The sequence below is a fragment of the Novosphingobium sp. Chol11 genome (assembly GCF_900218065.1).
In the GTDB taxonomy this organism is placed as follows: domain Bacteria; phylum Pseudomonadota; class Alphaproteobacteria; order Sphingomonadales; family Sphingomonadaceae; genus Sphingobium; species Sphingobium agri.
The window spans coordinates 1,555,940-1,574,155 of sequence record NZ_OBMU01000001.1 but is presented as its reverse complement, the minus strand read 5'-3'; the positions used below and the strand labels follow the sequence as shown (position 1 = coordinate 1,574,155).

The 18,216-nt window shown below is 64.6% G+C and carries 22 protein-coding genes and 2 pseudogenes; 16 read left to right on the top strand and 8 right to left on the bottom strand.

Annotated features, from left to right (window positions below; genetic code table 11):
* Positions 1–15 precede the first annotated feature (15 nt).
* Together lysC and NCHOL11_RS07810 are read right to left on the bottom strand one after the other, a co-directional pair.
* Positions 16–243 (bottom strand): Rz1-like lysis system protein LysC, encoded by a 228-nt coding sequence (lysC, locus tag NCHOL11_RS18865; RefSeq protein ID WP_441339494.1) that lies wholly within the window; start codon positions 241–243, stop codon positions 16–18.
* Positions 182–457 carry a hypothetical protein gene (locus NCHOL11_RS07810; RefSeq protein WP_097091798.1) on the bottom strand — a complete coding sequence of 92 codons (276 nt, stop codon included), beginning with the start codon at positions 455–457 and terminating at the stop codon, positions 182–184. Before NCHOL11_RS07810 ends, lysC begins: the two co-directional genes overlap by 62 nt.
* Positions 458–462: 5 nt before the next feature.
* On the opposite strand from NCHOL11_RS07810, the gene NCHOL11_RS18035 reads away from it, so the two are divergent.
* The 7 genes and pseudogenes from NCHOL11_RS18035 (at position 463) to NCHOL11_RS07790 (ending at position 4,452) form a co-directional block, all read left to right on the top strand.
* Positions 463–663: a hypothetical protein gene (locus NCHOL11_RS18035; protein ID WP_141397827.1), complete on the top strand. Its 201-nt coding sequence runs from the start codon at positions 463–465 to the stop codon at positions 661–663.
* Positions 660–875: a hypothetical protein gene (locus NCHOL11_RS07805; protein WP_141397826.1), complete on the top strand. Its 216-nt coding sequence runs from the start codon at positions 660–662 to the stop codon at positions 873–875. The genes NCHOL11_RS18035 and NCHOL11_RS07805 overlap by 4 nt, the downstream gene beginning before the upstream one ends.
* 92 nt (positions 876–967) lie before the next feature.
* The gene (locus NCHOL11_RS18030) at positions 968–1,291 is read left to right on the top strand and encodes a hypothetical protein (RefSeq protein WP_217991050.1); all 324 of its coding nucleotides are present in this window, start codon (positions 968–970) and stop codon (positions 1,289–1,291) included.
* Positions 1,284–1,562 (top strand): hypothetical protein, encoded by a 279-nt coding sequence (locus NCHOL11_RS07800; protein ID WP_141397824.1) that lies wholly within the window; start codon positions 1,284–1,286, stop codon positions 1,560–1,562. Before NCHOL11_RS18030 ends, NCHOL11_RS07800 begins: the two co-directional genes overlap by 8 nt.
* A 3-nt stretch (positions 1,563–1,565) precedes the next feature.
* Positions 1,566–1,709: pseudogene (locus tag NCHOL11_RS18785) on the top strand (helix-turn-helix domain-containing protein); the annotation flags it as partial.
* Positions 1,710–1,735: 26 nt separating this feature from the next.
* Entirely contained in the window at positions 1,736–2,806 is a 1,071-nt protein-coding gene (locus NCHOL11_RS07795) for a tyrosine-type recombinase/integrase (protein WP_097091793.1), read from the top strand.
* A gap of 293 nt (positions 2,807–3,099) precedes the next feature.
* The gene (locus NCHOL11_RS07790; protein WP_097091791.1) at positions 3,100–4,452 is read left to right on the top strand and encodes a tyrosine-type recombinase/integrase; all 1,353 of its coding nucleotides are present in this window, start codon (positions 3,100–3,102) and stop codon (positions 4,450–4,452) included.
* 250 nt (positions 4,453–4,702) lie between these two features.
* Here the strand turns inward: NCHOL11_RS07790 and soxR are convergent, their stop codons facing one another.
* The gene (soxR, locus tag NCHOL11_RS07785; RefSeq protein ID WP_255254743.1) at positions 4,703–5,173 is read right to left on the bottom strand and encodes a redox-sensitive transcriptional activator SoxR; all 471 of its coding nucleotides are present in this window, start codon (positions 5,171–5,173) and stop codon (positions 4,703–4,705) included.
* Positions 5,174–5,578: 405 nt separating this feature from the next.
* On the opposite strand from soxR, the gene NCHOL11_RS07780 reads away from it, so the two are divergent.
* The 9 genes from NCHOL11_RS07780 to NCHOL11_RS07740 are packed head-to-tail and all read left to right on the top strand — an operon-like array spanning position 5,579 to position 14,650.
* Positions 5,579–6,271: a hypothetical protein gene (locus NCHOL11_RS07780; RefSeq protein ID WP_097091787.1), complete on the top strand. Its 693-nt coding sequence runs from the start codon at positions 5,579–5,581 to the stop codon at positions 6,269–6,271.
* Entirely contained in the window at positions 6,268–7,401 is a 1,134-nt protein-coding gene (locus NCHOL11_RS07775; protein WP_097091786.1) for an efflux RND transporter periplasmic adaptor subunit, read from the top strand. Before NCHOL11_RS07780 ends, NCHOL11_RS07775 begins: the two co-directional genes overlap by 4 nt.
* 1 nt (position 7,402) lies before the next feature.
* Positions 7,403–10,504, top strand: coding sequence for an efflux RND transporter permease subunit (locus NCHOL11_RS07770; RefSeq protein WP_097091785.1), 3,102 nt, complete (start codon positions 7,403–7,405; stop codon positions 10,502–10,504).
* Positions 10,497–11,981, top strand: coding sequence for an efflux transporter outer membrane subunit (locus NCHOL11_RS07765; protein WP_097091784.1), 1,485 nt, complete (start codon positions 10,497–10,499; stop codon positions 11,979–11,981). The genes NCHOL11_RS07770 and NCHOL11_RS07765 overlap by 8 nt, the downstream gene beginning before the upstream one ends.
* Positions 11,981–12,373 carry a DoxX family protein gene (locus NCHOL11_RS07760; RefSeq protein ID WP_097091783.1) on the top strand — a complete coding sequence of 131 codons (393 nt, stop codon included), beginning with the start codon at positions 11,981–11,983 and terminating at the stop codon, positions 12,371–12,373. The genes NCHOL11_RS07765 and NCHOL11_RS07760 overlap by 1 nt, the downstream gene beginning before the upstream one ends.
* A complete protein-coding gene (locus tag NCHOL11_RS07755) occupies positions 12,370–12,699 on the top strand; it encodes a DoxX family protein (RefSeq protein WP_097091781.1) in 330 nt (109 codons plus the stop codon). The genes NCHOL11_RS07760 and NCHOL11_RS07755 overlap by 4 nt, the downstream gene beginning before the upstream one ends.
* 27 nt (positions 12,700–12,726) lie before the next feature.
* The gene (locus NCHOL11_RS07750; protein ID WP_097091780.1) at positions 12,727–13,350 is read left to right on the top strand and encodes a superoxide dismutase; all 624 of its coding nucleotides are present in this window, start codon (positions 12,727–12,729) and stop codon (positions 13,348–13,350) included.
* Positions 13,351–13,397: 47 nt separating this feature from the next.
* The gene (locus NCHOL11_RS07745) at positions 13,398–14,342 is read left to right on the top strand and encodes a LysR family transcriptional regulator (protein ID WP_097091779.1); all 945 of its coding nucleotides are present in this window, start codon (positions 13,398–13,400) and stop codon (positions 14,340–14,342) included.
* The gene (locus NCHOL11_RS07740; RefSeq protein ID WP_097091777.1) at positions 14,339–14,650 is read left to right on the top strand and encodes a hypothetical protein; all 312 of its coding nucleotides are present in this window, start codon (positions 14,339–14,341) and stop codon (positions 14,648–14,650) included. The genes NCHOL11_RS07745 and NCHOL11_RS07740 overlap by 4 nt, the downstream gene beginning before the upstream one ends.
* 17 nt (positions 14,651–14,667) lie before the next feature.
* Here NCHOL11_RS07740 and NCHOL11_RS07735 read toward each other — a convergent pair whose 3' ends face one another.
* The 5 genes and pseudogenes from NCHOL11_RS07735 to NCHOL11_RS18520 all read right to left on the bottom strand — a co-directional run.
* Positions 14,668–14,889 (bottom strand): DUF2274 domain-containing protein, encoded by a 222-nt coding sequence (locus tag NCHOL11_RS07735; RefSeq protein ID WP_097091776.1) that lies wholly within the window; start codon positions 14,887–14,889, stop codon positions 14,668–14,670.
* Entirely contained in the window at positions 14,886–16,121 is a 1,236-nt protein-coding gene (locus NCHOL11_RS07730) for a TrbI/VirB10 family protein (protein ID WP_097091775.1), read from the bottom strand. The genes NCHOL11_RS07735 and NCHOL11_RS07730 overlap by 4 nt, the downstream gene beginning before the upstream one ends.
* Positions 16,121–17,128, bottom strand: coding sequence for a P-type conjugative transfer protein TrbG (trbG, locus tag NCHOL11_RS07725; protein WP_097091774.1), 1,008 nt, complete (start codon positions 17,126–17,128; stop codon positions 16,121–16,123). Before trbG ends, NCHOL11_RS07730 begins: the two co-directional genes overlap by 1 nt.
* The gene (gene trbF / locus NCHOL11_RS07720; RefSeq protein ID WP_097091773.1) at positions 17,125–17,808 is read right to left on the bottom strand and encodes a conjugal transfer protein TrbF; all 684 of its coding nucleotides are present in this window, start codon (positions 17,806–17,808) and stop codon (positions 17,125–17,127) included. Before trbF ends, trbG begins: the two co-directional genes overlap by 4 nt.
* 1 nt (position 17,809) lies before the next feature.
* Positions 17,810–18,216: pseudogene (locus tag NCHOL11_RS18520) on the bottom strand (P-type conjugative transfer protein TrbL); the annotation flags it as partial.

Here is an 18,216-nt window from a genome sequence, read left to right as displayed (position 1 = left end):
CATTCCCTAACGGCTTCAAGGCTGTTTCGACCAATCCTTGATCCACGCCAGCGCATCCCGGCAGTCCTGCCCGGCTTCAACCAGATCCACGATGAAGCTCGCTATCTCGCGGTCAGTGTTCCCCGAAGGAGGGGATGGCTGAGCAGCGCAGGTCAGGCGTTCAGGTGGCGGAACGATCCGCTCAACGCGCGTCTCGCCGCAGCCGGTCAAGCACAGCGGTAACGCCGGGGCCAGCAACAGCATCAGTGCCATTTTCACGGACGATCTCCCTGAGTTCGGTGATTTGCTCGCGAGTTTTGGCGCGGCGAGCCATGTCGGCCAGTGTGGCAGCGCGCTCGACCTTCTGTGCGGCCTGCTGCACCTTCAGCGATGCTTCCAGGTTAGTGTTGGCGGACGCCAGTTTGCCGGCCGATTTGCCCTCGCAGTAAGCCAGGGGCAGGCAGAGCAGGGCCCCCAAGATGAATGCCGCGGCTATACGCCCACCCCCTCCCCGAACAGCCACGGGAGGGCTGGCGGCTTGTGCCTGTCGAGATCACGCAAGCAATGCTGGACGCGACCTGTTGCGACGAGGCCGACGACCGGCAGATGCGCGACGCATGGAAGGCGCTTTTAGCAGCGGCACCCACTCCACCATCCACCGAAACGAAGGAGAGCGGGGAGTGAGCGACTTTAACCCCGAAACGGTAGCCGCCGCCATGCGCAAGGCGTGGGTCGAAGCTGAGGCGAAATATGGCGTGGCCCCAAAAGGCTTCTATGCCGCGCCCAGCCTCGTGAAAAAGTTGGAGGGGCATCTCATCGGTGGCCCGATCCGTGAGGAGGAAACTTGGTCGTGGGGATGGATGCTTGTTCTCGCAGACGGGAGTTTCAAGCCATGACATCGAATAAGCCAGTGCCGCACATCATGGATCCAAGCCTTACGCTCGCACATGTCGATAACTGCCCCGGTTGCATAGATTGGGCGCGTCGGATGAACGAATACGCAGCCGCCCATCCCCAAGCATCCCCGCCCCCGGTGCAGGGCGAGGCATGGGAGCGTTGCCATGTCGGATCGTGCAAGCGCCATCAGGGCTGCATGTATACGCCTTGTCGCGCCCACTCGCAGACCGATACGCAGGAGGGGGAAGGCGCAGCCGCGCTAGAAGCAGAGGCGCGCTTCCTAATTGACCGACTGGCTGAGTTTGAAGCTGGCATCGAAGATGGCGAGACATTCCGCGAATATAACGGGCATGTAGCACCATCTGCCGCACGGCTTCGCGCCTTTCTCCAGGAACAGGAGAAGCAGAATGGATAGCATGGTGGAGAGGATCGCCCGCGCCATCTATGACGAGATGGAGGGTCCGGTGAATAATCAGGACTTCGCGCGCCAGACGCGGCAATGGGCATTAGCACAGCGCCTCGCCGCCGCCGCGCTCACCGAGTTGAACAATCCCACAGAGGCGATGATTAGCCATGCCGTGGATTACACAGGCCCCGTTGGATGCTGCAACATCAGCGGCACCGATGCCATGGAAATCTGGCAAGCCATGCTCACCGCCGCTCTCTCCGACACAGAGGGGAGGTAGGGGATGACCAGGCTGATGACCGCCGAGCAGATTGCGCAGGACTTCGGGCTTCCGTCGCCTCGCACCGTCCGCACCATGCGAGCGCGGGGGCTTCCCGCCGTCCGTCTGGGCAAGGCATATCTATACGAGCATGATGATGTGGTCGCGTTCATACAGGGCGCAAAGGAAACGAAATGCCAAGACCGAATCGCGGCGCCTACCTCAAGTGGATCGAGGAGAGGGGCTGCTTCTATATCCAGTGGTATGAGCAGGGACGCCCACGAAAGCGCTCGACTGGTCATGCAGATGTGCGGGACGCAGAACAGGCCCTCGCGCAGTTCATCGCAGAGCGGCAGCGTCAAAGAGTTTCCGGGCCGCGAGAACCGAGCCAACTCCTAGTGACCGACGCACTCGCCTATTATGTCGAGCATCACGCGGACACGGCGGCTGACCCGGTGCGGATCAAGCAGGCGGTCAAGGCGCTTGTCCCGTTCTGGCTTGGCGTCATGGTCGATGGCATCACGAAAGGCACCTGCCAGCGCTACCAGAAGGAGAGGGGGAAGGCGGTCGCCACCGTGCGCCGGGAACTATCCACCATGCGCGCCGCCATCAACTATGCCCACAGCGAAGGAGTACTGACCCGGCCCGTTCCGGTATGGCTCCCGGACAAGCCCGACAGCAAGGATCGCTGGCTTACCCGTGCGGAAGCGGCGGCTTTGCTGAATGCGGCGCGAACGGGGCGCAGTGATGTGCGCTTCTATCTGCCGCTATTCATTGTGCTGGGCCTCTATACCGGCAAGCGCAAGCAGGCGATCCTTGATCTGCGCTGGCCGCAAGTGGATCTGAAAAACAAGCTGATCGACTTCCGCAAGCACAGCGATGAAGGAAAGGTGAAGGGGCAGACCAGCAAGCGCCGTGGTCGCCAGCCCATTCCGAATCGGCTGCTCACCTTCCTGCGACTCGCGCACAAGCGGCGGCATGGTGATCTGGGCTATGTGATCCACGACAAGGGACGGCGCATCATCGACATTGGCGACGGCAAGAGCGGGAGCTTCGGCACCGCCTGCAAGAACGCCAAACTGTCAGGCGTCACTCCACACACGTTGCGTCATACCTGCGGCACCTGGCTCGCGCAGAAGGGAGTGCCGCTGTTCCAGATCGGGGGCTGGCTCGACCACTCAGACAGCCGCACGACCGAGCTTTACGCGCATCATCATCCCGATTTTCAAGGCGAGGCTCTGGAAGCTTTCAACCGCCGAAATTAGGGGTAGCATACACATAACCGCACACATATTTGGCCGAAGCCAAAAAGGAACCTGCTAAGTGATTGAAAAATGGCGCACCCAGCACGATTCGAACGTGCGGCCTTTGCCTTCGGAGCTAGAACTACAACGCTACGCTAGGCTTTTCAATCCAACGCTAGGGCACCCTAAGTCTCTGTTTCTACATAGATTTCTTGACAACAAGGGTATTCCAGACTACGCAAAAACACCCCACAGTTTTCGATCTGCTGGTGAGTTTTTGGTGAGTTTTCTGGACCCGCTCTAGCGAGGTGCATATGCCAAAGCTGACGAAAACCGTCGTCGACAAAGCCGATCCGCGTGACCGGCAATATACCGTTTGGTGCAGCGATCTGAAGGGCTTCGGCGTGTTCGTGCTGCCCTCCGGCACGCGGACCTATTTTGTCGATTACCGTAACGCCAACAATGTGCGGCGCCGGATGAAACTCGGTCGCCACGGCACCGTCACCGCCGAACAGGCGCGGACGCTGGCGATCCAGGCGTTGGCCGACGTCGCCAAAGGCAACGATCCGCTCGAAGATCGGAATAGCGCCCGCAAGGCGATCTCGGTCAAGGAACTGTGCGAACTGTATATGGCGGAACTGGAAGCCGGCCGGGTTCTCGGCAAGGGCGGCCGGCCCAAGAAGGCCAGCACCAAGATCACCGATCTTGGCCGGATCACGCGCCACATCATTCCGCTGCTCGGCTCGAAGCGCGTCACGCACGTCACCAAGGCGGACGTGACGGCGATGATGAAGGACATCATGGCTGGCAAGACGCGCTCCACGGAGAAGACGAAGAAGCTGCGCGGCAAATCCATTGTCCGGGGTGGCCTTGGGGCGGCGAGCCGCACGGTCGGCCTGCTGGGCGGCATCTTCACCTATGCGCGGGACGAGTTGGGTATCATCGAGAACAATCCCGCTCACGGTGTCCGCAAGCCCAAGGACGTGGTGCGGAAGCGTCGCCTGAACGAGGACGAGTATCGGACGCTCGGCCGCATCCTCGCCAAAGCGGCCGAGGACGAACGCTATACGCGCACCGTCGACATCATCCGGCTGATCGCCATGTCGGGCTGCCGTCGCGGCGAGATCATCGAGGTGCGAAAGGCCGAGATCGACACAGTAGGAAGCGCCTTCCGCTTCGAGGATACGAAGGAGGGCCAATCCGTTCGCCCGATGGGCTTGCCCATCGCGGACTATTTCGACGAACGGGATATGGACGGCGACAGCCCCTATGTGTTTCCGGGCGAGAGGAACGCGGACGGGCCGTTCGGCAGCTTCCCGCGGCATTGGGAGAAGATTTTCGGCGGGACGGAACTGGCGGACCTCACCGCGCATGTGCTGCGGCACAGCTTCGCCAGCCTCGCGAACGATCTGGGCTTCACCGAGATCACCATCGCGGCGTTGCTCGGCCATTCCTCGGGTTCGATCACGAGCCGCTATGTGCATACGCTCGATGCGGCGCTCGTTATGGCCGCCGATACGGTGTCGGGCTATATTCAGGCATTGTTGAATGGGGCCGTGCTGTCCCATACCCATTATGCCCTTGATCGCGGTTCGCGAAAGGCGGCGCTTATCCGATTCCTGACACCTGTGGTGCAGCCAGGAGAGACGGAAGCTCTAGCGGCTTGAGCGGACGATGGGGAGCGTCGCACCATCATAAAGTGGCCCGTGTGGTCGCCCTATCGGATGTCGAGGCATCTACTTTGCTCGATCAATGGACGGTCAGAAAAGATATCAACCCGGCAATAGTGTCGTTTGTAAGCTCAGGTGCGAAATAGCGGCAACGAATAGGGAAGTCCGGCAGATTTGGGGGGTGTATCGGGAGATAATTGCCGTCGTCTCTCTTGAGCACGATCGCTTGGCCTTCGGAGCTGCTCCTTTATACTGCCTGCGGAGTTTTGCCCTCCTTCCCTTCAGTCAGCAGTCGCGCTCCTGAGCCCTCTTGCCCCAAGGTATCGTCGGGATTACGCAACGGGCACTCCTTGAGAGAAAGACAGCCGCCGCCAATGCAGTTTCCCAACTGATCGCGAAGCTGCGTAAGGCTGGTGATCCGTTCATCGAGCATGGCGCGCCAGTCTTGAGTCAATTGGTGCCATTGACGTTTTGAAATCGGCCCCGTCGGAAACCGATCAAGATGCTCCTTTACGAGGGCAAGCGGAAGGCCCACCCGTTGCGCAATCCGAATGATTGCGATTCTGCGCAGTATCTGCCGCGGATAGCGTCTTTGATTCCCGGGCGATCGCCAGCTCTCGATTAGACCTTTCGATTCATAGAAATGGATAGTGGAGATCGCCACGCCGCTGCGCTTCGCGACGTCCCCGACGGTGAGCGTCTGATGCTGATCCCTCACGGCAGAAATCCCTTGACCTCAACTATTGTTGAGGTTGTAGTAAGTGAGTCGGCCCTTTTCCGCAAGCCTCACAGGCGGAGCCCACCAATGCGAAGCCGACATGATCTCATTGTGCGAAACGAAGACGAGACTGCCCGATCCGGCCCGCTCCGAGGCCAAGTCTGTTGATCTCGGGAAACGGGACCGACGCGGCATAAGGCGCACCAAATGGATGCCGTCGTCTCGTCTTTGGTGGAAGCCGTGCAACGGCAGTAGATGCCCCCTTGCTGTTGCCGGCTTTCGCCGGCCTGTCAGCCATTTGCGCCGCCCTGGTGAGAAAACCCCACGCAACCGGGTATGGCTGGCAGGCCCACTTTCCATGCTCCGTGTCCACCGCGATGCGGCGCGGGCGGAGGTTTGTTCGGCATGAACGGCCTTCCGGTTCTCACCGAGCTTGAGCGAACGGCGCTGCTGATCGGCGTCGACGATGCCCGCCATCGTCGGCGGGTCGCAAAAGCTGAAAACAACAGATGCCTTTTGCGGATCTTGTTCGATCGCAGCGTTGCAAGGCCCCTTGCTCATCCTCAGCTTGAGGCGCTGCGCTGTGTCGCCATGTGGAGTGCCGGCAGGTCCGGCTCCCGGCCCGAGCACAGCGAATGGGATGAGCTAGACCCTCGATTGCTGCTGTCTGCGCGACTGTTTCTCGCGAAACAGGGCATCGGGGAGTTTGGATCGGAAACCAGCTCCGTCCTCACCGGAGCGCTCCAAGGTTCGGAACCGCTCGCGCAGCGTTTCTCGGACGCGAGCGGCCGTGATTGTAGCGACGCTCAAGACGCTATCGGTCTCGCCGTGAGATTGAGGCCGGAACCCGGCGGCGACCGATCGAACGACAGCTCAATGGACATAGCGCCGGACCACATAGGTGCCTCTGTGGCCGCCCTCAATGATGTGCTCGGCGCGCATGACCGTGAGCGACAGAAACCCCCGAAGGAAATCCGTAATATGCTGTTCCGCCTGCCCGCGTTACTCGATTCCAGCCCTCCACTGCGCGAGACGGGGTGCCTGAAGTCAATGCACTTCTCGGCCCCGCTGTTCGTCAGCCGGGAGAGGGTATCATGACCGACTCCGTTCACGACATCCCAGAGCGCGATCGCTCGGCGCGTCCCCAGCCTCGCACGATCATCATTACCGTCATCGTCCTGGTCGTGCTTCTTGGCGGCTTGTTCCTCTGGCGCACGCTGCGGAGCGGTCAGGGGCAAGGCTGGCAGCAGCAGGCGGTGCCCGTCGCTGCGACCCTCGTGAGCGCACGCGAAGTGCCCTCGACGCTCGATGCGGTCGGCACGCTTACGGCTGTGCGCGAGGTGACGCTTTCGCCCGAAACCGCCGGGCGGGTGTCGGCCATCAATTTCACCGCCGGTTCCCAGGTGGGCACCGGCGCGCTGCTGGTTCAGCTTTTCGACGGACCCGAACGCGCCGATCGGCAGGCCGCTCAGGCGAGAGCCAATTTTACGGGCATCCAGCTCGCTCGTTCCGAGCAGCTTGCCCCGACCGGCGCGGAGCCGCGCGAACTGTTGCAGCAGCGCCGCGCCGAGCGCGATCAGGCTGTGGCCGCCGTGCGCCAGATCGACGCGCGGCTGGTCCAGAAGCAGGTCCGCGCGCCCTTTTCCGGCGAGATCGGCATTCGCCGCATCAATCTCGGCCAGTATCTCAATCCCGGCGATCCCATCGCCACCCTCACGGCGCTTGATTCGCTCTATGTCGAGTTCGCCTTGCCCCAGCAGCAATTGGCGAGCCTGAAGCCGGGATCGACCGTTTCCGTCACCAGCGACGCCTATCCGGGCCGGACCTTCACCGCGCGCGTCAACGCGGTCGAACCCAAGATCGGCGAGGACACGCGCAACGTCACCGTGCAGGCGATCCTCGCCAATCCCGACCGCGCGTTGCGACCCGGCATGTATGTGACGGCCTCGCTCGTCCTGCCGCCCCAGCAAGGCGCGCTCACCGTGCCGGCGACCGCGATCCAGACCTCGCCGCAAGGCGACAGCGTGATCGTCATCCGCGGCGGCAATGCCCGCAAGGGCGGCAAGGCCGAGATCGTTCCGGTCCAGACAGGGCGGCGCATCGGCAACGATGTCGTGATCGACAAGGGCCTCAAGCCCGGCGACGTCGTGGTCTCGGAAGGCCAGCTTCGCGTCCAGCCGGGCGCCGAGGTCAAGGTGTCGCGGCTCGTGTCTGCGGGAGTGCGCTGACATGGCCTTCACCGATATCTTCATCCGCCGCCCGATCCTGTCGATCGTCGTCAGCCTGCTCATCCTGCTCGTGGGCCTGAGCGCCACGTTCAGCCTGCCTATCCGGCAATATCCGTCGATGCAGAGCGCTACGATCACTATCGACACGGCCCTTCCCGGTGCGTCGCAGGACGTGATGCAGGGCTTCGTCACCACGCCGATCAGCCAGGCCATCGCAACTGCCAACGGCATCGAATATCTCACCTCCACATCGAGTCAGGGCAAGAGCCACATCGGGGCGAAGCTGGTGCTCAACGCCAATGCCGACCGCTCGATGACCGAGATCCTCGCCAAGGTGCAGCAGGTCAAATACCGCCTGCCTGCGGGCGTGACCGATCCTGTCATTGCCAAGATCACGGATGGTGCTTCGGCGATCCAGTATATCGCCTTCGCGAGCGAAACGCTTTCCGCCTCGCAGATGGCCGATTTCGCGACGCGGGTCGCACAGCCGCTCATAACCTCGGTGCCGGGCGTCGCCTCGGCGACGATCACCGGCGGCGCGCCGCTCGCCATGCGTATCTGGGTCGATCCGGTGAAGCTCGCCGCGCGCGGCCTCACGGCAAGCGACGTGGCGAATGCGTTGAGGGCCAATAACGTTCAGGCAGCACCCGGGCAGCTCAAGGGATCGAACACCGCTATCAACATCACCGCGTCAACCGATCTGCGCGACGTCGAGGCGTTCCGCCAGATGGTGCTCAAGACCGGCCAGGATAGTGTCGTGCGCCTGCGCGACGTGGCGACGATCGAGTTGGGCGGGCAGAATTACGACGGCAGCTTTCTCGCCTCCGGCCGGCCCGGCGTGACGATCGCTGTCTCGCCGACACCCGACGGCAATCCTCTTGAGATCGTGAGCGCGATCAAGGCCCTGCTTCCCGAGATTCAGCGCGTCGCGCCGCCCGGTCTCAAGGTAACGAGCGTGTTTGATGTCGCGCGGTTCGTCGATGCCTCCATCGAGGAGGTCGAGCATACCCTGATCGAAGCGATCGTCATCGTGATCGTCGTGATCTTCCTGTTCCTCGGCACCTTCCGTGCGGTCATCATCCCCGTCGTCACCATCCCGCTCTCGCTGCTCGGCACGGCGGCGCTGATGCTGGCCTTCGGCTTCTCGCTCAACCTGCTGACTCTGCTGGCGATGGTGCTGGCGATCGGCCTCGTCGTTGACGACGCCATCGTCGTGGTGGAGAATATCCACCGCCATATCGAGGATGGCTTGTCCCCCGTGGACGCCGCTTTGGTCGGCGCTCGCGAGATCATCGGGCCGGTCATCGCCATGACGATCACGCTCGCGGCCGTCTACGCTCCCATCGGCCTGATGGGCGGTCTTACCGGCGCCCTGTTTCGCGAGTTCGCCTTCACCCTTGCAGGATCGGTGATCGTCTCAGGCGTGATCGCGCTCACCTTGTCGCCGATGATGAGCGGCAAGCTGCTCCACTCGAAAATGGGAGAAGGAAGGCTCGCGCAATCGGTCGAGCGCACCATGCACCGGGCGACCGAGGGCTATGTGCGGCTGCTTGACAAGACACTCGCCGCCCGTGCGGCCGTGCTGATCGTCGGTGTCACCGTTCTCGCCGTGATCGTGGTGCTGTTCTCCGGCGCCAAGCGCGAACTGGCCCCGCAGGAGGACATGGGCTATGTCTTCGTTCAGACGAAGGCGCCGCAATATGCCAATGTCGACTATACGGCGCGGTTCAGCGCCGAGGTCGAGCGCATCTTCCACCAGTTCCCTGAATTTTCGGCGAGCTTCTTCGCCATCGGCGGCGACAATAACGCCAATGGCGGCTTCGGCGGCATCGTGATGAAGGATTGGGCCGAGCGTTCGCGCAACGGCGATCAAATCCAGGCCGAACTCGCCGGTCGGACGGCAGGCGTCACGGGGGTCTATGCGACCGCCTTCCAGGACAGCCCGTTACCTGCCGGCAGCGGCGGCCTGCCGGTGCAGATGGTCATCCGTTCGGCTGATGATTTCCCGGCGATCTACAAGACGCTCGAAGGGATCAAGGGCGCGGCGTGGGGCAGCGGCCTGTTCGCCTTCGTCGACAGCGACCTCGCCTTTGACAGCCCCGAGGCGCATGTCACCATCGACCGCGAGAAGGCCGGCGAGATGGGCGTCACCATGTCCGAGATCGCCGATACGCTGGCAGTTCTGGTCGGCGAAAACTACGTCAACCGCTTCAACTGGCACGACCGCTCCTATGACGTGATCGCCCAGGTGCCGCAGGACCGGCGGCTGACCCCGGACAATCTCGGGCAGTTCTATGTGAAGGCGGCTTCGGGCAAGCTGGTGCCGCTCTCCACGGTGGCGCATGTCGAAATCCGGCCGCAGCCCAACCGGCTGCCGCAGTTCAACCAGATGAACTCGGCGACGCTTTCGGCGGTGCTGCTGCCGGGCGTGACGATGGGCCAGGCGGTCGATTTTCTGAATAGCCAGCCGCTGCCGCCTGGAACGACGGTCGATTGGCTCTCCAACAGCCGGCAATATGTGCATGAGGGCAACCAGCTCACCATCTCCTTCGCCTTCGCGCTGATCGTGATCTTCCTCGTGCTCGCCGCGCAGTTCGAGAGCTTCCGCGATCCGCTGGTGATCCTCGTCACCGTGCCGCTGGCGGTCTGTGGGGCGCTGGTGCCGCTCTATCTCGGCTTCACCACGCTCAACATCTACACGCAGATCGGCCTCGTCACGCTGATCGGGCTCATCTCCAAGCACGGTATCCTGATGGTGTCCTTCGCCAACGAGATGCAGCACTCGGAAGGGTGGAGCCGGATAGAGGCGATCCGTCATGCCGCCGCCGTTCGTATGCGTCCCGTGCTGATGACCACTGCGGCGATGGTGGCCGGCCTCGTGCCACTACTGTTCGCGGCCGGCGCAGGCGCGAACAGCCGCTTCGCGATCGGCATCGTCGTCGTGATGGGGATGCTGGTCGGCACGTTGTTCACGCTGTTCGTGCTGCCGACGATCTACACGCTGATAGCCGGCGATCACCGCCCCAAGGCCGCTGTCGACCCAGAAGGTCAGGCCTCGTCCCAAGACAAGCCCGCGCCCGAAGGAGGGCTGGTCCATGCGTAAACTCAAGCCCCTGGGTCTCCTCGCGCCGCTTCTTGCCTCCGCCTGCGCCGTTGGCCCCAACTATGAGCGACCCGCGACCCCGGTTGCGTCGGCAGAGCCGTTTGTCACCAAGGGAGCCGGCCTCGATCCGGCGGCGGCGCTCCCCGATGACTGGTGGCGGCTCTACCGCGATCCCGCGCTCGATAGTTTGATCGAACGCGCGTTCGCCGCCAACACCGACCTGCGCGTCGCCGCGGCCAATCTGGCCAAGGCACGCGCGGTGCTCGGCGAGGCCCGAGCTGGACGTCTGCCCTCGACCAACATCAATGGTGGCGTCACCTATGGCGACGGCGTCCAGGGTGCGGGCGCCACGGGCTTCCCCAGCAATCTCGGCGATGCCCAATGGTCGCAGTTCGCCAGCGGGTCGCTGTCATGGGAAGTCGACCTGTTCGGTCGCGTCGGCCGGGCCATCGCCGCCGCTCGTGCCGACGCGGACGCAGTGGAGGCGGCGCGCGACGCGGTGCGTGTCACCGTCGCGGCGGAGACGACCCGCGCCTATTTCAACGCCTGCGCCTCTGCGTTTGCGCTCGACGTGGTCCGCCAATCCTACAAGACGAGCAGCGACAGCCTCCGGCTCGTCACCGAACAGGAACGCGCCGGATCGGTCGGCAAGCTCGATGTCGAGCGGGCGGCCGCAGCTGCGGCTACCGCGCGCTCGGCCATCCCGGCGCTCGAAGGGCAGCGGCAGGTGGCGCTGTTCGAGTTGGCCGCCTTGCTCGGCACGACACCCGGCGATGTTCCCCAGGCCGCGCAGACCTGTTCGGTGCCGCCGGAACCTGTGGCAGCACTTCCGGTCGGCGACGGGGCGGCTCTGCTTCGTCGGCGGCCGGACATCCGGCAGGCCGAGCGGCAGCTTGCGGCCGACACCGCCCGGATCGGCGTGGCGACGGCCGATCTCTATCCGAGGATCAGCCTTGGCGGATCGGGCAATTTCTTCCGCAACGACACCGTGCGAGGCGGCGACTCCTTCTCCTTCTCGCTGGGGCCGCTTATTTCCTGGAGCTTCCCCAACATTGCTGTTGCCCGCGCGCGGATCCGCCAGGCCGAGGCGCAGGGCGATGCATCGCTGGCGGCCTTCGATGGGCGGGTCGTGGCCGCGCTCAAGGAGGTCGAGCAGGCGTTGACGACGGTCGCCACCGAGCAGCAGCGGCTTGATGCGCTGCGCGAGGCGCAGGAGCGATCCGAGCAGGCCTACCGCTTCGCGGATCTCCGCTATCGCGCCGGTTCGGTCGCCTATCTCGACGTGCTCGTGGCGCAGGCTGATCTTCTGTCCGCGCGCAGTGCCTATGCCGGATCGATCCAGCGGCTTTCTTCCGCGCGGGTCGATCTGTTCAAGGCGCTTGGCGGCGGCTGGCAGAACGGACAACTTACCGCGCAGCAGTCGGATAATACCGCAGTGGCGCTGACAGCGCCTGCGTTGGACAAGCGGAGGAACTGATGGCTCACCTCCGCACCGCCCTCGCGTGGCTGCTGGGCGCGTTCTTCGTCATCGGCGGCGTCACCAATCTGCTGGCATCAGAAGGAACCCAGGCGCAATATGCGACGTGGGGCTACCCGGACTGGTTCCATTATGTGACGGCTGGTCTGGAGTTCGGCACCGCTGCGCTCCTGTTCGTCCGCAAGTCGCGCATTCTTGGAGCCGTGCTCGGTGTGCTCGTCATGTGCGCGGCCGCGGGAACGCTGATCCGCAATGGCGAATATGTCCACGCGATTATACCGGGCGTCGTTCTCGTCCTTCTGGTGATTACCGGACGAAGCACGCTGCGGCACCAGCGCTGGCCTATTTTGCCTTCCCGCGAGACAAATCCCTGGGAAGGCGAGGAAGATTGAGCGCCGGCCAAATCCCTTCGTGGCTCCTTGGAGCCGCGCTCACCGTGGGAGCGATCAAGCACGGGATTCCTGCTGCCCCCGTTCGCGATCGTTACGGGCGTCGGGGTTACTCGCAGCGGTTTCGCCGCGCGCTTGCGGGCCTGGCGCTTGTTACCGCAGGATTGGTGGTCGTGGCCCCAACGCGCACGCTGGGCACCGCTCTCGCCATCGCGATCACAGCAGGCATGATCGGGAGCGCTCTCGCGCTTCGTGCCCCAGGAAGGGCGATCCTGCCGGCAATCATCCTGCTGCTCGCCATCGTGACCAATCTGATTTCATCATCGTGAACCACCCTGCACTCTGAGGAGAATGTAATGGCTTTCGAACTGCCTGCACTGCCCTATGCGAAGGATGCTTTTGGAGACATCATCTCGGCAGAGACCTTCGATTTCCACCATGGCAAGCATCACAATGCCTATGTCGTGAAGGCGAATGAACTGGTGGCGGCCAACTCCGAATTTCAGGGGAAATCGCTGGTCGAACTGATCGAGCTGACGGCCGCCAGAGGCCCCAAGGGCCTGTTCAACCAGGTCGGGCAGATCTGGAACCACAGCTTCTATTGGCTTGGCCTGTCGCCGGAGAAAAAGGAGCCGACCGGCGAGCTGCTGCGTCTCATCAATGAGAGCTTCGGTTCACTTGACGGCCTTATCGAGAAGCTGAAAGCGGAAGCTGTCGGACATTTCGCAAGCGGTTGGGCCGCGCTCAATCTGAAAGAGGGCGAGCTTGAGGTCACTTCCTATCATGATGCGGATACGCCGGTGGCTCACGGAGCGACACCGCTCCTCATCCTCGATGTGTGGGAGCACGCCTATTATATCGACTATCGCAATGCGCGTCCCGACTATGCGGATAAAATCCTCCGCAACGCGATCGATTGGGACTTTGTGGCCCTAAACCTCGATCGGTTGGGTCTGACCAGGGCTGACCAACTCGGATAATCATCGCCTCGCTCAAACGCTGTGCGGTGCCTGGCGGCATTAACTGGATGATCGAACTACGCCAACTTCGCTACCTCCTCGCGGCAGCACAGGCAGGCAGCTTTAGTCGGGCGGCACGCAACATGAACATAAAGCAGGCCACCCTCAGCCGACACATCATCGAAGTCGAGAAGCGGCTCGGGATAACGCTATTCGACCGCAGGACGCGCGGGGCGACCTTAACGCCAAACGGCAAGACCTACCTGCGCACCGCCCAGCGGATTGTGAAGGAGTTTGAGGAGCTGAACGAATGGGTCCGAGCCACTCAGAAGGGTGAGACCGGGCGGCTGGCGGTAGGCTTTTACACCTCCTTCTCAGCCGGCAACCTGCGCGCCACGCTGAGCGACTTCAGCGCACGCTTTCCCGCTGTCAGAGTGCAGGGCTTCGAACGGGATCGCGACATGCTGCTGGCCGGCATTGAGAGCGGTCTGCTCGACATCGCGATCATGATCGGCGAACGGCTCTATCCGGGTATCGGAAGTCGGCCGCTTTGGAGCGAGCGCCATCTGGTGGTGATGCCCGAAGGTCATCCGCTGGCGTCCCGCGAACGCATCCATTGGCAAGACCTCGCCGGCGAGCGCTTCCTTCTGACCAAACGCGATCCCGGTCCTGAAACGCGCAACCTGCTACTCGGGAAGCTGGGCAGCCCCGGTTACACCCCCGAGATCGACATGGACGACATCGGGCGGGATACGGTCATCAGTTCCATCGCGCTCGGCGGTCGCCTGGCAATCTTCGCGGAATCGTCCGCCGGCATTCAGGTGCCAGGCGTCCTGTTCCGCGAGATCCATGAAGCCAACGGCCACAGCCGCATCGGCTATTCCGGCTATTGGCGCGACGACAACGAGAACCCGGTGCTGCGTCGTTTCCTCGATTTCGTGGCCACTCGATATTCGCTCCCCTCGGGCTCCGGGCCACAGCCTGCTCAACAATCGGGAAAGGAACCGCCATGATCCAAGGAAAGGCATGGATCGCCGTGCTCGTCGCGCTGGTCGTCGGATTCGGCGCGGGCTTCACGCTCCGCCCCATCATTGTCGCGCCGAGCGCGCCAACGGCGATCTCCGCCCTGCCACGGCCGCTGCCGCAGGCCGCGACCGAGCCGCGCGGCAAACCCTATTTCGCGGCGCATCTCGACGAAGCCCGCCAGATCGTAGCGGGCTGCGCGGCCGGCTCGGTCAGGGGGGACGAATGCTCGAACGCGGAACAGGCCGTCGTCGAAGCGGAAGGCCGGGACCGCTTCAAGCGCTTCATGGGAAATTGACGCGCTGCTCGCGCGGGTCAGTCGGCCCGCGTGCGGTGGCGGCGAAAGCCGCGGTCGGTTTCCATGAAGCGGGCGAGCATGGGCGCGACCAGTTTCTCAGGCGCGGCGGGCTGGCCGCCCGTCTCGGCTGCGTGGGCTGCGGCATAGGCGACAAGATCGCGATGGACGGCGGCGGGCAGCTCCACGGCGAGCTTCACCGGCCGATCGTCGGCAAGCGGTCCTAGTTTCAACTTCGTCATCGCGTCGCTCCAAGAGGTTCGAGCACGAGATCGCGGGTGACGATCACGCGCAGCGGATAGCCGGGCCGGATGGTGAGCGTAGGCTGGATGTTGAGCTGACGCTGGACGATCTGCTGGCCGGCCTGGTTGATGGTGTCCTGCGTGCCGAGCCGGAGCGCGCGCACGAGATCGCTGTCATTGTCGGTGGCCAGTTCGGTCCCGACGCCGAGCAGGGTCGAGATCATCGCGGCCTTGAGCACGCCGCCCCAATGCTGGTCCACCTTGTCCTGCAAGCCGGCAAAGCCGGCCGCGTCGGCGCCGGGCTGGCGCTCGAGAACGATCGAGCGCCCGTCCGGCATGATGAGCCGGTCCCAGGCGAGCAGCACGCGGGTCTGCCCTGCGGCGATCTGGCTGTCATATTCGCCGATCAGCCGCGCGCCTTGCGGGATGAGGAGGATACGGCCGGTGATGCTGTCATAGACGTTCTGCGTCACCTGGGCGGTGATCTGACCCGGAAGGTCGGAGCGGACGCCGTTGATGAGCGCGGCCGGGATGATGCTGCCGGCCTGCACGATGTTGGGCGATGCCGGGGCCGCAAGCCGCTCGACGCTCACCGTGCGCTGGTTTGAAGCCTGAGCCATGAAGGCGCGCTTGCCGGCCTGGTCGCCCTGAGCGGTCGTTGCAGCCGGCGCGGGCGGTTCTCCGGCCGCGGCGACCTGCGGAGCGGCGGCGGTCCCGCCGCCTGTCCCGCCGCCTGTCCCGCCGCCTGCATTGCTGCCGAGAAAGACCGAACTGGTGCGCGCGGCATCGCGTTCCTGCTGGGCGCGCTGGCGAGCGGCTTCGGCCGCCTGCGCGCGCGGATCAGGCTGCGCGCCCGGTGTCCCGATCGGCGGGACAGGGACATCCTGCCCACGCTGCTGCGCCGAGACGATCGGGCGGCCTAGGTCGCCGGGGAGCGGCGGGCCAAGCCGCGGCGCCTGCGCATAGTCCTTCGGGCCGGAGGTGATGGTCTCGGCCGTTGGCCGGCTCTCGGTGCTGTAGAGTTCCTTGGCCTGCTTCTCGCCAGCCGGCCTCAGCGCGTAGATCAGCGAGCCGCCGATGCCGAGGCCCGCGGCCACGCCCACGACGGCGAGCGCCTTCCTTGACAGTCGCATGACGCGGGGTGGGTCGCCCCTGAGCTGGAACGCGCGCGGGTCGGAACGTGCGGGCTGCGGCGCAGCCGGCTCGGGCGGGGTGTCGACGGGATCAGCCATCACCGCCCCCGTCGCCCATCGTCGCGGACGATCCGCACGTGCTGTTCGCTGCGCTTGTCGCCCAGGCGCAGTTCGGCGGCGGCGAACAGCCGGTCGACAACCATGTAGCGGCCCTGGACGCGGTAGTTGACCAGCTCGGCGTCGCCGGCCGCGCCGGTCACGAACAGCGGCGGCATCTCGCCCTGAGAGATCCCGGCCGGAAACTCGATGAACACCTGCCGGCCGTCGTCGAAGGCGCGCAGCGGTTTCCACGGCGCGCGGTCGCCCTCGATGCGGTAGCGGAAATTGAGCGCGGAGACGTCCACGCCGGTCGCCGCCGGGGCGGCGGAGGCCGCTGCGGCGTTGCGTGCCTGCAAGGCGATCAGCGCATCATGCGGATAGGTCCACGAGACCGACGCCATGTAGGTCGCCGCCGTCGCGCGCAGCTCCAAATGATAGGTGCGCCGGTCGGTGTTGATGACGAGATTCGTGGACAGGTCGGGCCGGGTGGGCTTCACGAGGATATGCACGCGCGCCGTCGGCCCGCTGCCGCTGGTGGTGTCGCCGATGATCCAGCGCACAGTGTCCCCGGCCGCGACGGGGCCTGCGCCCACAAGTTGCTCGCCGTCCTGAAGCGCGATGTCCGTCACCTGGCCGGGCGCGGTATAGACCTGATAGAGCGCGCCATCGGTCCAGGGATATTGCTGGATGGCGTTGAGGAAGCCGTCGCGCACAGGCTGGACGCGGGCGGCGGCGTTGGCCGCGCCGACGCGCGTGCGAGGATCGGCCGGCTCGGGCGGCGTAGCGGTTGCGGCGACAGGCTTCATCTGGCCGGGGAGCGGCAACGGCTCGGGGATCGCGACCACCTCGACGGGTCTCGGCGGCTCCGGCGCGGGCGTCGCGGCGATCTCAGGCGGCGGATTGTCATAGGCGATGGCGGGCGGCTTGACCGATGTGGTCGCGCAGCCGCCCAGGGCGGAAGCGGACATGAGCAGGACCGCCGAGGCGGAACGTCGGAAAGGCGTCATTGCGACAGCTCCTTTGACCAGTTGAGGGCGTTGACGAAGACGCCGAGCGGATTCTTGCGCAGGCTCTCGGGCGTGCGGGGCGGCTGGACGACGACGGTGAGGATCGCAGACCAGCGTTCGGTCGCGGCGAGGCTGCCGTCCTGATAGCGGCGCTCCACCCAGGCCACGCGGAAGCTGTCGGGCGAAGCGCGGATGACGCTGGAGACGTCCACCGCGACCTGCACCTTGCCGACCTGGGTGAACGGGTCGTTGGCGCGGGCGTAGTCGTTGAGCGCCAGCGCGCCCTTATCGGTCGTGAAATCGTAGGCCCTGAGCCAGTTCTGGCGGACGATGACGGGATCGGCGGGGATCGAGCGGACCTGCTCGATGAAGCGCGCGAGGTGGAACGCGATCTGCGGATCGGTCGGAAGGTAGCCGGACTCGGCCGGAGCGACCGCCTGTGCTTCGCCCAGCCGGTCGACCTGCACCACCCAAGGGACGATGTGACCGCGCGCCGATTGCCAGATCAGGCCGCCGGTCAGCCCGAAGTTCAGCGCCGTTGCGCAAAAGAAGGCGAGCCGCCAGTTCTTCCCCTGAACGACCGGCTGGCCCATGCGGCTGTCCCATTCCTGCTGGGCGGCCTGGTAGGGCGTGACGGATGCGGGCGTGTGGCCGTAGCGGATGGAGGGGCGTCGGAACATCTCAGTCTCTCTCCCGAATGTCGGGGCCGGAGCCGCCGCCGTGGCTGTCGCCGGCCTTCAGCGTGTGTGCGGCGAGGGTCGCCCCGTGAGTCATGGTCTGGCGGCGCTTCATCGCGGCCGCCCATGCGGGCGGGCCGGACGTGGACGTGGCGGAAGTGTCGCCGGTCGCGGCGGCAGCGGTCGCGGGTCCGCCGGTGATGGTGCCGCCCGTGGCGGCGAAGCCCGCGCGCGCGCCTGAGCGGAAACTGGCCTTCATCGTCTCGCCGCCCTTGGCGGCCGCCTTGCGCAAGGGGGAAAGGATGGCGTCGGCGGCGCTTCCGGCAGCCGCTTGGCCGACCGCGCTCATGCCGCCCGCGACTGCGCCGGCGCCGCTTTTGCCGAGCGAGCCCAAACTGTAGGCGCTGGCGG

Excerpts from the sequence above, each read along its gene's own strand:
- lysC (WP_441339494.1), bottom strand. The coding sequence starts at position 243 with ATGCTGTTGCTGGCCCCGGCGTTACCGCTGTGCTTGACCGGCTGCGGC.
- NCHOL11_RS18035 (WP_141397827.1), top strand. The coding sequence starts at position 463 with ATGCCGCGGCTATACGCCCACCCCCTCCCCGAACAGCCACGGGAGGGC.
- NCHOL11_RS18030 (WP_217991050.1), top strand. The coding sequence starts at position 968 with ATGAACGAATACGCAGCCGCCCATCCCCAAGCATCCCCGCCCCCGGTG.
- NCHOL11_RS07800 (WP_141397824.1), top strand. The coding sequence starts at position 1,284 with ATGGATAGCATGGTGGAGAGGATCGCCCGCGCCATCTATGACGAGATG.
- NCHOL11_RS07795 (WP_097091793.1), top strand. The coding sequence starts at position 1,736 with ATGCCAAGACCGAATCGCGGCGCCTACCTCAAGTGGATCGAGGAGAGG.
- NCHOL11_RS07790 (WP_097091791.1), top strand. The coding sequence starts at position 3,100 with ATGCCAAAGCTGACGAAAACCGTCGTCGACAAAGCCGATCCGCGTGAC.
- NCHOL11_RS07780 (WP_097091787.1), top strand. The coding sequence starts at position 5,579 with ATGAACGGCCTTCCGGTTCTCACCGAGCTTGAGCGAACGGCGCTGCTG.
- NCHOL11_RS07775 (WP_097091786.1), top strand. The coding sequence starts at position 6,268 with ATGACCGACTCCGTTCACGACATCCCAGAGCGCGATCGCTCGGCGCGT.
- NCHOL11_RS07770 (WP_097091785.1), top strand. The coding sequence starts at position 7,403 with ATGGCCTTCACCGATATCTTCATCCGCCGCCCGATCCTGTCGATCGTC.
- NCHOL11_RS07765 (WP_097091784.1), top strand. The coding sequence starts at position 10,497 with ATGCGTAAACTCAAGCCCCTGGGTCTCCTCGCGCCGCTTCTTGCCTCC.
- NCHOL11_RS07760 (WP_097091783.1), top strand. The coding sequence starts at position 11,981 with ATGGCTCACCTCCGCACCGCCCTCGCGTGGCTGCTGGGCGCGTTCTTC.
- NCHOL11_RS07750 (WP_097091780.1), top strand. The coding sequence starts at position 12,727 with ATGGCTTTCGAACTGCCTGCACTGCCCTATGCGAAGGATGCTTTTGGA.
- NCHOL11_RS07745 (WP_097091779.1), top strand. The coding sequence starts at position 13,398 with ATGATCGAACTACGCCAACTTCGCTACCTCCTCGCGGCAGCACAGGCA.
- NCHOL11_RS07740 (WP_097091777.1), top strand. The coding sequence starts at position 14,339 with ATGATCCAAGGAAAGGCATGGATCGCCGTGCTCGTCGCGCTGGTCGTC.
- NCHOL11_RS07735 (WP_097091776.1), bottom strand. The coding sequence starts at position 14,889 with ATGACGAAGTTGAAACTAGGACCGCTTGCCGACGATCGGCCGGTGAAG.
- NCHOL11_RS07730 (WP_097091775.1), bottom strand. The coding sequence starts at position 16,121 with ATGGCTGATCCCGTCGACACCCCGCCCGAGCCGGCTGCGCCGCAGCCC.
- trbG (WP_097091774.1), bottom strand. The coding sequence starts at position 17,128 with ATGACGCCTTTCCGACGTTCCGCCTCGGCGGTCCTGCTCATGTCCGCT.
- trbF (WP_097091773.1), bottom strand. The coding sequence starts at position 17,808 with ATGTTCCGACGCCCCTCCATCCGCTACGGCCACACGCCCGCATCCGTC.